The 12,407-nt window shown below is 31.9% G+C and carries 11 protein-coding genes; all 11 read left to right on the top strand.

All coding sequences use genetic code 11. The features are described from left to right. Positions 1-408 precede the first annotated feature (408 nt). Positions 409-1,512, top strand: coding sequence for a Fic family protein (locus A3SG_RS0107785; protein ID WP_016989475.1), 1,104 nt, complete (start codon positions 409-411; stop codon positions 1,510-1,512). A gap of 336 nt (positions 1,513-1,848) precedes the next feature. Continuing rightward, positions 1,849-4,290: an EcoAI/FtnUII family type I restriction enzme subunit R gene (hsdR, locus tag A3SG_RS0107780; RefSeq protein WP_016989473.1), complete on the top strand. Its 2,442-nt coding sequence runs from the start codon at positions 1,849-1,851 to the stop codon at positions 4,288-4,290. A 2-nt stretch (positions 4,291-4,292) separates the two neighbouring features. Beyond that, complete coding sequence (locus A3SG_RS0107775) at positions 4,293-4,718, top strand: hypothetical protein (RefSeq protein ID WP_016989472.1); 426 nt, start codon at positions 4,293-4,295, stop codon at positions 4,716-4,718. Between the two features lies 1 nt (position 4,719). Next, positions 4,720-5,688 carry a PD-(D/E)XK nuclease family protein gene (locus A3SG_RS0107770; protein WP_016989470.1) on the top strand — a complete coding sequence of 323 codons (969 nt, stop codon included), beginning with the start codon at positions 4,720-4,722 and terminating at the stop codon, positions 5,686-5,688. Between the two features lie 84 nt (positions 5,689-5,772). Next, positions 5,773-7,209, top strand: coding sequence for an N-6 DNA methylase (locus A3SG_RS0107765; protein ID WP_029596677.1), 1,437 nt, complete (start codon positions 5,773-5,775; stop codon positions 7,207-7,209). Further along, the gene (locus tag A3SG_RS0107760; protein ID WP_029596676.1) at positions 7,209-7,595 is read left to right on the top strand and encodes a hypothetical protein; all 387 of its coding nucleotides are present in this window, start codon (positions 7,209-7,211) and stop codon (positions 7,593-7,595) included. The genes A3SG_RS0107765 and A3SG_RS0107760 overlap by 1 nt, the downstream gene beginning before the upstream one ends. A 2-nt stretch (positions 7,596-7,597) precedes the next feature. Then, the gene (locus tag A3SG_RS22280) at positions 7,598-8,623 is read left to right on the top strand and encodes a hypothetical protein (RefSeq protein ID WP_016989466.1); all 1,026 of its coding nucleotides are present in this window, start codon (positions 7,598-7,600) and stop codon (positions 8,621-8,623) included. Between the two features lie 93 nt (positions 8,624-8,716). After that, positions 8,717-9,745: a CBASS cGAMP-activated phospholipase gene (locus A3SG_RS0107750; RefSeq protein WP_016989463.1), complete on the top strand. Its 1,029-nt coding sequence runs from the start codon at positions 8,717-8,719 to the stop codon at positions 9,743-9,745. Next, on the top strand, positions 9,738-10,748 hold the full coding sequence (locus A3SG_RS19380) for a CBASS cGAMP synthase (RefSeq protein WP_016989461.1): 1,011 nt from the start codon (positions 9,738-9,740) through the stop codon (positions 10,746-10,748). The genes A3SG_RS0107750 and A3SG_RS19380 overlap by 8 nt, the downstream gene beginning before the upstream one ends. Then, complete coding sequence (locus tag A3SG_RS0107740) at positions 10,748-12,166, top strand: E2/UBC family protein (protein ID WP_016989459.1); 1,419 nt, start codon at positions 10,748-10,750, stop codon at positions 12,164-12,166. The genes A3SG_RS19380 and A3SG_RS0107740 overlap by 1 nt, the downstream gene beginning before the upstream one ends. Then, the coding region (locus A3SG_RS22275) for a hypothetical protein (RefSeq protein ID WP_035663590.1) at positions 12,157-12,407 on the top strand (251 nt) is incomplete at its 3' end. The genes A3SG_RS0107740 and A3SG_RS22275, both read left to right, overlap by 10 nt.

The raw sequence follows: 12,407 nt of genomic DNA, 5'->3' as shown, positions 1-12,407 counted from the left end.
TTTTTTTACGTTTTAAAATAAATTTTTTTGCTGTAAGAAAAGTACTTATTTTGTATTTTTATTTGAATTTTTTTGAAGCTCTAAAAGCTAGTTTAGATAATCTAATTTTAATGATCAAATTTGGTTTAGCGCAAATTTTATACGGTTAAAAAATGCAATAATGTATTTACATACCATCCAAAATGGCTAGTGGTGCGAATCAAAAAACACTAATTAAAGTTAAAAAAACAGACTTAATCGATAGTCCTTTTCTAGTGCAAGTAGAGTGCTTTAGTTTTTCAAATACACTTATTCAAGCAAAGGAGATTCATGATATCTTTGAGTATAGTAGAATAATGAGCCAATTAAAATACTTAATCAGCTCATTATTTTTGTATATTTGAGCCGATTAAAAATAATAAACGGCTCATGGAGTACTTCTGGCAACATAACGAATTCCCAAATTTTCATTTTAAAATCGATGAATTTAGTAGTTACTTTCAAGAATTTGCCGTCCAGTTGGGTGAAGTAAATGGCTTGTTTGTTAATGTATCAGAAATCAACAAAAAGGAAATAATTCTGCAAATAATTATTGCTGAAGCACTAAAAACTTCTGAAATTGAGGGTGAGTATTTTAGTAGAGAAGATGTAATGTCCTCTTTACAAAAACAATTGGGCATTTCTGATAATACAAGTATCTCAAAAGATAAAAGAGCAAATGCAATATCAGAATTGATGCTGCAAGTGAGAAATGACTACCAAACTCCATTAACCTTGCAAATGCTGAAAGCATGGCATCAAACGTTGATGAAGGTCGATAAAACGGTAAAGGAAGGAGAGTGGAGAAGCAGTACTAATACTATGCAAATTATATCGGGTCGAGCTGGAAAAATCGAAATCCATTTTGAAGCACCTCCATCAAAAAACTTTCCTAAACTCTTAATCGAATTTGAAAAGTGGTATCAAAATTTTCCATACCACGAAATTGGACAAATTGGAAGAGCAATGCTACGCTCGGCTTTAGTGCATTTGTATTTTGAAACCTTGCACCCATTTGAAGACGGAAATGGTAGAATTGGTAGGGCATTGGCAGAGAAATCATTGGCAGAAACTCTAGAAAAGCCTGTAATGATTAGTATTTCAAAAAAAATTGAAGAAGATAAAAAAGAATATTACGAAGCGCTAAAACACGCACAAAGGACACAAGATGTCAATAACTGGTTGCGTTACTTTTTTACCATTTTGATAGAAGCTCAAAAAGAAGTTAAAGAAACAGTCCTTTATGTCATTGAAAAAGCAATTTACTTTAATCGTTTTAAAAATAAATTGAATGATCGTCAACTGAAAGTGATTCAAAAAATGACCGAAAAAGGGAAACATAGTTTTGAAGGTGGTATGACTGCCAAAAAATACATTGGCCTAACCAAAACATCAAAAGCAACAGCAACAAGAGATTTACAACTGTTATTCGAAATCGGAGCTTTTACTAGAGAAGGAGAAGGGCGAAGCGTGAAATATAAAATTAATTGGTAATAAGAAACTGGAAATTGAAGTTTCTATTCTATCTGTTGAACTTAAGGAAAAGTATTTGGAGTTATTTGAGGCAAGAATAGCGGTATTTACTTGCAGGTTAGTAAGTCACACATTCAATAAAAAACACACCGTTTTTTACATTAATCCAAATACAATGCAGTAGTGAGAATTGTTTTAAGATACCGGTGTAAGTATAGTCGCCCACTTATTTCATATTGTTATTTGAAAACAATAACTGTAAAAAATCAAAAAATTAACTTCTTTACGTCTTACCGTACTCATAAACTTTATTTTTTCAATATCTTAGCAAAGTGAATTTCCTACATATTTGTAAAAATGAATAAAAAGAATTTATCAGAAAGAGACATCTGTACCAAGTTTATCACACCTGCTTTGGTAAGCGCAGGTTGGGACGTACAAAAGCAAATATTGGAAGAAGTATTTTTTACGGATGGTAAAATCTACGTAAGAGGTAAATTGACATCTCGTGGGGAGCGCAAACGTGCAGATTACATTCTGTATTACCAAGACAATCCTGTTGCAGTCATTGAAGCTAAAGACAATAAACATGCTATACGTTCTGGAATACAACAGGCTTTAGGTTATGCGACGATTCTTGACATTCCTTGTGTTTTCAGCAGTAATGGTGATGGTTTTTTATTCCATGATCGAACAGCTTCTGACTCAAGTATCGAAACAGAACTATCCTTAGACGAATTTCCTTCTCCTGAATTAATATGGGAGAAATACAAAAAATACAAAGGTATTGTAACGCCGATAGGGGAAACAATAGCTTTACAAAAATACTTTTCAGACGGTTCAGGCAGAAAACCGAGGTATTACCAACAAATTGCGATCAATCGTACGGTTGAAGCTATTGCAAATGGGCAAAACAGAATCATTTTAGTTATGGCTACGGGTACTGGGAAAACCTATACCGCATTTCAGATAATTTTCCGATTGTGGAAATCAAGAGCCAAAAAAAGAATTTTGTTCCTTGCAGATAGAACGGCTTTAATAGACCAAACTCGAAAGGGAGATTTTAAGCATTTCAAAGACAAAATGACCGTTATCAAAAAGAAAGTCATTAGTCATAGTAATGGCAAGGAAGAATTAATAAGCAATCAAAAACGAGGAATTGATACTTCGGATAAAGCGTATGAAGTATTCTTGGGCTTGTACCAAGGTCTAACCAATAACGAACCAGGGATTGAAGATGCATATAAAGATTTCTCTCCTGATTTCTTTGATTTAATTGTTATTGATGAGTGCCACAGAGGAAGCTCAAAAGAAGATAGTGCTTGGAGAGAAATTCTAACGTATTTCAACCAAGCGACTCATATTGGTTTAACCGCCACACCAAAAGAAACAAAGGAAACTAGCAACACGGAGTATTTTGGTGAAGCTGTTTACACTTATACGCTCAAACAAGGGATTGATGATGGCTTTTTAGCTCCTTACAAAGTCATTCGTGTGGCTTTGAACGTGGACACCGAAGGCTACCGTCCAGAACAGGGTAAAACAGATAAAGAAGGTAATGATATTGAAGATCGCATTTACAATCGTAAAGATTTCGATAGGACTTTAGTTATTGACGAACGAACTGATGTCATTGCCAAAAAAGTTACTGAATACCTAACAGGATTAGACCGTTTTGCGAAAACCATTATATTCTGCTCGGATATCGATCATGCAGAAAGGATGCGAAATGCCATAGCTAGACACAATGCCGATTTGGTTGCCGAAAATTACAAATACGTGATGCAAATTACAGGTGATAATGAGGAAGGAAAACGTGAGTTGGACAACTTTATTAATCCCGAAGAAAAATATCCTGTTATTGCAACCACTTCAGAGTTGATGACTACTGGTGTTGATGCGCAGACGTGTAAAGTAATTGTGTTAGATGCCAACATCAATTCTATGACTAAGTTCAAGCAAATTGTAGGGCGTGGAACTCGCATCAATGAAGAGTTCAATAAATTGTATTTTACTATATTGGATTTTAGAAATGCTACAGACAATTTTGCCGATCCCGCTTTTGATGGTGATCCCATCGTTGTAAAACCAACTACTGAAGATACCGATTTAGAAACTATAATTGATGAAGAATATATAGATCCTGATCCTATCATAGACGAACTTACGGGTGAAGAAATTATTATTGAAAAACCTGAAGTAAGAGAACCAAGTTCTGACGGAGATTATAAAAAAAGAGTTAAACAATACGTTAACGGTGTAGATGTTTCAGTGCTAATAAGCAGAGAGTTGTATTTTGATTCGAATGGAAAACCGATTACGATCAGCTTAAAAGATTATACTAAACAAATTATCAAAGGGAAATATGCATCTTTAGATGATTTCTTGTTGACTTGGAATGAAGCAGATAAAAAACAGGCTATTATTCAAGAATTGCAAGATCAGGGCGTGATGGTGGAAGCCTTGTACGACGCTGTTGATAGAGAGTTAGATTTATTTGATTTGATTTGTCATGTGGCTTATGACCAACAACCTCTAACCCGCAAGGAAAGAGCCAACAATGTTAAAAAACGTAATTACTTTACCAAATACGAAGAACAAGCTCGTAAGGTATTAGAAACTTTATTGGATAAATACGCTGATGAAGGCGTCGAAAATATTGAGAATATTAATGTTTTAAGAGTTCGACCTTTTGATGTATTTGGATCACCCACAGAAATCATTAGCCGTTTTGGAGACAAAGAACAGTATCTAGAAGCCATTAGAGATTTAGAAACCGAATTGTATAGAAAAGTTTAGCTATGTGTAAAGTTTCTGATAAAATCAAATTTTGTACTTGTGCCACTGGTGATGTTGAAAAACTGAAACACTATTGGATATTGTATCAATTCAATAATAATAAAAAGGTCTTTTGCATGGGATCTCCAATGATGCCAACGTCAATGATCGATCTCAATTTTGAATTAAACAAGTCAACATTATTAGCGAGGGTTAATGAACCCGACGCTTTTGATGTTCCTTTACAACTGAAGCCCAAAGACCTATTAGAAATCGTAATTAACAACCATTCTTCCAATTTTGAGGAAAGATTGAATTACACTTTTGAATATGAAAAAGGTAAATGGATAGCCGTAGAACCAGATCCATTTAAAATTATGAATGAATTTGACGAAGAACAATTTGGAAAATTAAAAAATGCAGTAAAAAGAAAAAGTAGAATTACATAAAATGAACAAAATCCAACAATATGGCGACTTATTAGAAAACTTCAGTAAACTCCCAAAAAAAGAAATAGTATTGCCAACTTATTTAGAAATATCTGGGCAACCTCATTTTGAAAATGTGTGCAGTAATATATTAAGTTTTTTCTTTGATACTTCTCAGAATCATAAGTTCAAAGATTTGCTTTTAAAGTCCCTATTAGATTGTGTTGATGAGTCAATCTCAGCAAAATTTAATCTTGACACGAAAAACATTTATAGAGAATTTTATGCAAATGAGAATAAACGAATAGATTTAGTAATTGAATGTAACGATTTAGTAATTACTATTGAAAACAAGATTTATCATTGGCTGTCAAATGATTTAAATTTATATGAAAAATCTGTTTTAGATAAATACGAATACAAAGAAAAAAATGTTTTTATTGTATTGTCATTAAAAAAAGAAGATATCAGATCAAGTTCATTCGTAAATGTAACCTATGATTCTTTTTTCAGCAAATTGAAGCAATCCTTGGGCTATTATTTTGTAAACGCAAACAATCAATACACAACTTTCCTGATAGATTTTATTAAATCTATTGAAAACCTTACTTATATGGAATCAATCGATAAAGAATATTTTAAATTTTTAATAAACAATAATGATATTATTGAAGAACTTTACTCAGAAAAAAACAAACTAAATAATAGCTTGATTAGCTTGGTAGGAAAAGTAATGAAACTTTTACCGCCAAGTCGTGATAATCGAAATATGTGGTTATACCAAAAGACAGACATTGTAAATGATTTTACTTTTGGAGATGTAGTAATATCATTGGATACAGCTTTCCATTTAAATAAGGTATCATCAGTTTTATGGGTTCGGAAAAAAAATAATAAAGGAATATATGAAACATTAGATGATTTGCAACTGATAAAAGAATTTTCAAAATTTAAAAAAAACAGAAAGTCATCATGGATATTATATTATTGATGAAGACGTAAATTTCTTTGATGTTGATATTGAAGTTTTTGCAGCTAGAATTGAAAATATATTAAGCAAAATTAAATACTAAAAATGAGCAACATTTCAGGAATACTAAAATCCATACAAACAATAATGTGGCAAGACACTGGACTAAACGGTGATGCCCAACGCATAGAACAACTCGGTTGGATGCTCTTTCTTAAAATATTTTCAGATAAAGACAAAGAACTCGAATTGATGGATGATAATTATACATCACCCATTCCCGATCTATTTCATTGGATTAAAGAAAAAAGCAATTGGGCAGGCGATGATGAAGGCATGACTGGCGATGAATTACTAGAATTTGTAGATCGCCAACTCTTTCCTGCTTTGCGTAACATAGATGTAAGCGCGGGCAACCGTCGTGCGTTGATTGTACGTGAGGTTTTTGAAGGGAATAATAATTACATGAAAAGCGGCATCAACATTCGTAAGGTATTGAATAAACTCAACGAAATAGATTTTAACATTGCCAAAGACCGTCATGCTTTTGGCGAATTATACGAAGCCATTCTAAAAGGATTGCAAAGTGCAGGTAAAAGTGGGGAGTTCTACACTCCTCGAGCCATTACGAGTTTTATTACCGAAATGATTGACCCACAATTAGGCGAAAAAATTTTGGATCCGGCTTGTGGAACGGGTGGTTATTTAACTTGTGCGATTGAACATTTAAAAAAGCGAGCCAACAGCGTAGAAGAACGCAAAAGCATAGCCGATAATGTAATGGGTTGGGAATACAAACCTTTACCGTATTTGTTAGCCACGACCAATTTGATTTTGCACGATATGGAAGTGCCTAACATTCGTTTTGGGGATGCGCTAGACCAACCACTTTCTAATTTTACCGAAAAACACCGTGTCAACGCTATCTTGGCAAACCCACCTTTTGGAGGTATTGTAGCCAATAATAACGAAACCAACTTTCCGCAGAACTTTAGAACCAAAGAAAGTGCCGATTTGTTCCTGATTATGATGATTCATTTATTGAAACAAGGCGGTCGTGCAGGAATCGTTTTGCCTGATGGTTCGCTTACAGGCGATGGTGTAAAACAACGAGTACGCCAGAAACTATTAGAAGATTGTAATTTACACACCATTATACGTTTGCCTAACTCTGTTTTTCAACCGTATGCAACAGTGGCTACCAATTTATTGTTTTTTACCAAAGGAACGCCTACCAAAGAAGTTTGGTATTACGAACACCGCTTACCCGATGGACAAAAAGCCTACAACAAAACCAAACCCATTCAAGCGAAGGAATTCAACCCGATTAAAAAATGGTGGAACAACCGTGAGGAAAGCGATATTGCTTGGAAAGTAGACATACAAACGATCAAAGATCGTAATTACGATTTGGACATAAAAAACCCAACTAAAGCCGAGGAAGCGCACGAATACAACAGTGCCGAGTTGATGGAAATGCTGCATACTTCTTTCGAAAAAAGTAATGAGCTGTTAAACCAATTAAAACAAGCGGTGAAATAATGAGTTGGAAGAAATATGTATTGGGCGATATTCTTAAAAGAAAAAGAACTCCTGAAAAAATAGATTCAGAAAAAGAATACAAGCTGGTTACTATAAAACTTTACCATAAAGGTGTAATACCTAGAAGTATTGTGAAAGGCTCTACAATTAAATCTCCAATGTCTTTAGTTAAAAGTGGTGATTTCGTGTTATCTGGAATTGATGCTAGAAATGGTGCTTTTGGAATTATTCCAGAAGATTTAGATGGTGCAGTAATTACAAATGACTTTTGGTGTATTGAACCTGACGAAACCAAAATCAGTAAAGACTTTTTTTTATATATAACCACTACAACTTTTTTGATTATATCTGTAAACAAAGCAGTGATGGTACAACACAAAGAATAAGATTGCAAAAAGATAGGTTCTTTAATTATGAAATTGAATTACCAAGTATTGAAGCTCAAAAAGAAATTTTAAAGCAATTAAACTTTCTTAGTGATAAAAAAGGAGAATTAACTTCAGAACTCACCCACCAACTCGACCTCATAAAACAACTCCGTCAATCATTTTTGCGTGAAGCTATACAAGGGAAACTTTTGGCTAAAGCCGAAAACACAAATATTACTATTCCTCCAGCTAAAGCAGGAGGCTATTTATTGAATGATAACACAACTTTTTCCGCAAACGAAATCATTTGGAATGGGTTGAAACCCATTCCAAATGATAGCAATCCAATTGGCTTTAGCCAACCAGGACAACAACTCCTTGAAAAAATTAAAGCCGAAAAAGCCCAACTCATTGCTGATAAAAAAATCAAAAAAGAAAAACCTTTAGCACCAATTTCCGAGGAAGAAATTCCCTTTGAAATTCCTGAACCGCGTGCTTGGTGTAGGTTGGGGGAATTGTTTAGTGTTGAAAAAGGTTTAATAGGAATTCAAAAAGCCATTTCAGGTAAAATCCCTTTAGTTGTAACGAGTGAAAATAGGTTATCCCATAATGAAGTCCATTTTAAGGGCAAAGGAGTAATTGTTCCGTTAGTTTCATCAACAGGTCATGGCCATGCTTCGTTAAAAAGGATACATTATCAAGAAGGTGAGTTTGCAGTGGGCAATATTTTAGCTTGTATAATGCCGTTATTTCCAGAATATTTTAATATGAAATTTATATTTAATTATTTGGATTCATTTAAAGAATTATTTTTCGTTGAAAAAATGAAAGGAGCAGCAAATGTAACATTAAAGATATCTACAATAAAAGAAACTCCAATTCCATTAATACCAATAGAGGTCCAAGATAAATATGAAGAGTTAATTATCACTTGTGAGGGTCTAGAGCGAAGGATAAAGCAAAGTCAAGGGCATAATGAAATGTTGTTGCAGCAGTTATTGAGAGAGGCGTTGCAGGGAGAGGCGTTGCAGGGAGAGGAAGTTTAATTGTAATTGTTATTTTATAACATTTTCAATTTGTTACCTGATAATAATTGAAGATTAGCCATAATGTAAAAAGAAAATTAATAAAAGTATTACATGGATAAAGTACAAACTTTTAAAATTTTATCAATAGATGGAGGTGGAATTAAAGGTCTTTATTCTGCAAGAATTCTTGAAAAATTTGAAAAAAAATATAATTGTAGAACTTCTGATCATTTCGATATGATTTGCGGAACGTCAACTGGAGGCTTGATAGCTTTAGCTTTGTCATGCAAAATTCCAGCTAAAGATATTTGTAAGTTTTATGAAGCAAAAGGAGAAGTCATATTTCCTAAGCATAAAGATATTAATGTACCTTTTTTTGGAAAAATAAATAAAGGCTTTTGGAAGCAAATAGCATTTGGTGGAAAATATTCTAATCAAGGTTTAAGAGAATCGTTAGAAGAAATTTTTGGAGAGAAAAAAATTGGCGATTCCAATAATTTACTTTGTATTCCAAGTTATTCAATTACGGAAGCAAAGCCAAAAGTTTTTAAATACGATCATAGAGAAGGTGATTTATCTAGAGATAATAATGCGAAAATGGCAGATATAGCCTTGGCAACATCAGCTGCACCAACATATTTTCCTATGGCAGAAATACCATACTATAATAATGAACAATTTGTTGATGGAGGTGTTTGGGCAAATAATCCGACTTTAGTAGGATTATTAGAAGCATTAAATTGTTTTGTCGGAAAAGGTAAAAAATACAACAAAATTAGCATTTTATCTTTAAGTAGTTTAAGTGTTACTGGTGGAAAACCTACTGGTTTAAAAAATGAAAGATCATTTAAAGATTGGGGAGCTGATTTATTTGAAACATCAATGAATGGCCAAGCATATTTTTCTGATTTTTTCATGACCAAAGTAAAAGAGATTGCTGATATTGAAATTGATTATATGAGAATTCCATCTGCTAATATTTCCAAAGAACAAGAAAGCTTAATTCAGCTTGATGTAGCTAATAAAGAGGCTTTCCAATTGATGAAAATAAAAGCTGATGACCAGGCATTAGTTTTTGAAAAAACTAAAGAAATAGAATATTATTTTACAACTCTTAAAACATATATTACAAATGGCTGATTTACATTCTACTTTTACAGAATTTGATGATATAATAAAATTATCATCAAAGAAAAAAGAAACTTTGAGAACCTCTAGAAATTCAATTAGAACTGATATTGTAAAATACTTCGAAGAAAAACGAGAGAAACATACAGTTAGTTTTAAAGGACAAGGTTCTTTTATGATGAATACTACAATTCAACCTATATCGAAAGAATATGATGTAGATGATGGGGTATATATTTTCGGAAAAAAAGAAGATAAACCTTCTGTTCAAATGGCCCATAACTGGATTTATGAAGCAGTTAAAAACAGAACAAGTTCTGAATCTTTAGATAAAAACACATGTATCCGCGTAATTTACAAAAGTGATTATCATGTTGATTTACCTATTTATTATAAAATAGAAAAATCTGACAATGAAAATACATTAGATGATGAAACTCCTGAAATAGCTCATCTATCTAAAGGATGGATACTAAGTGATCCGTATGCGTTTAAAAAATGGTTTGATGATCAAGCCAAAGGAAAATCACAATTGAAACGAATTGTTAGATATTTAAAAGCTTGGTCAGATAAAAAGCAAAATGACAATTCTAAATTAATATTTCCAAGTGGAATGATTTTTACAATTCTTGCTTCAAATCATTATGTTGAAAATAGTCGTGATGATAAATCATTATTAGAAACTTTAAAAAAAATACAATCAAATATAGACGAGACAAAATTTAATTATGTCAGCTATGAATGTTATAGACCAACAGTTGATAAAAATGAAAATCTTTTAGATAAATATTCTGCTGAAACTACCAAAAATAATTTTTTGAGTGCTTTAGATTCTTTTATAAAGTCTGCAGAACAAGCTATTGAATTGGAATCTAAAAAAGATGCGTGTGCTAAATGGCAAAAGCATTTAGGCGATCGTTTTCCGTGTTCATTGATAAAGGAAGAAAAGTCAAATTCTTCAGCTAGAGTGTACTCTAGTCCTGATCAAGTAAGTTTCGATAATAAATCTGCCTAATGACGATAGATGAAATAATAAAGATAATTCAAAAAACAGAAAATGCTCAAATTCTATTAACAAAAGAAATTGAAGGTAATAAATCATTAAAAAAATATCATCAAGTTATTTCTGTTGAAACAGAATTATCCTTAAATCACGGTTTAAGGATAATTCAATTATATGTTGCTTTTAAAGAACCGATGTCAGTTTATTTGCCTAAAATATTTATTGATGAACGATGTTATGACGATATTAAATTCATACCACATGTAAATGATGATTTTAGCATTTGCATTGTGGATGAAAGTGAAAATTACTCCTTTAGAATAAATGACTTGCCGACAATTACTCTTGACTTAATTAGCAAAGCGAAATCGATACTTCGAGATAAAGATGATACAGTTTATTGTCAAGAAGAGTTTAAAAGAGAATTCTCTGCGTACTGGAATATTAATTACGATGAAAAAAATGTATTACAGGACATTGGTTTATGCTTAATTGACTTTATTAATTTCGATAATATAAAAGCAGTGAAATTTTTAAATAATTTCGGTCAATTTCAATACTTAGTATATAACCTAGAAGATCTTTTTGAGCAATTAGAAAAGTATCTTAAAATAAGAAATATCAAGTTTAAAAAAATAGAAGTTTTCATTTCAGAATATGAGAATGTAAATCCTCCCTTTAAGATTAACTATAATGAGTCTATAAATTACATCAGAAATCAAGATGATTTTAAAAGGAAGGTTAATAAATTATCCCAGAGCGATTTTATTGTTATTTTTAAAACCAAATATAACGAGTTATATGGTTGGTTATATCCACTTTTAGATAAAAGCGTTAAAGGTTGTAGAGGCCTTAAAAATTGGCAATATTTACAATCTTCGATATCTAGAAAAGAAAATGTAAAAAAAATAAGTTTTGCAAATATTTCTCCAAAGAGATTAGATGTCAGAACTTCAGGCATTGAAATCGACAGAGATTTATCTGTGGCAATTGTAGGTTTAGGAAGCGTAGGTTCAAATCTATTACACTTTTTGACTAAATATCCTATATCTGAGTATTATCTAATAGATCCTGATATTTTGAAAGTAGAAAATGTGTTTAGAAATAATTTTGGTTTCAATTTTATTTCAAGATTTAAAACTAAAATTTCTGAACAATATATTTTAATTCTAAAAAATCCCTTTACAGAAGTACAGACCAGTGAGAAAGATGTTTGTGAAATATTAAAAAACAATAATTTATCACTTGAAAAGTATGATGTAAGATTCATTATACTTGGTGTAACAAGGATTGAAAAATTATTTACTTACAAAAATTTAATATCTATAGATTCAGACAGACCAATAATTATTATGTGGGTTGAACCATATTTAGCGAGTGGTCAATTAATTTATATTAGACCAAATAATTTGAGAAAGCTATGGAGTTAATTGAAAATTACCCCTACCATATTATAGAAAAAGGTCAAAGTTTTTTATTAAAAGAAGGTTCTTGTCAAACAGGCTATTTTCCATATTCAGAAGTTAATTTAACTATGTTCTTAAGTTCACTCAATAGTTTTCTACATATATTATTAATAAAAAAGGATCTGACTGATTCCAAAGTATTGACATGGGTTGGAGATCTAGAAGCCATTAAGCGAATGAATATTAATATATCCGATAAATATAA

This window comes from Flavobacterium sp. ACAM 123, from assembly GCF_000264055.1.
Taxonomy (GTDB): domain Bacteria; phylum Bacteroidota; class Bacteroidia; order Flavobacteriales; family Flavobacteriaceae; genus Flavobacterium.
Note: the sequence above shows the minus strand (reverse complement) of the source record. Positions and strands in the feature narration are given on the sequence as shown.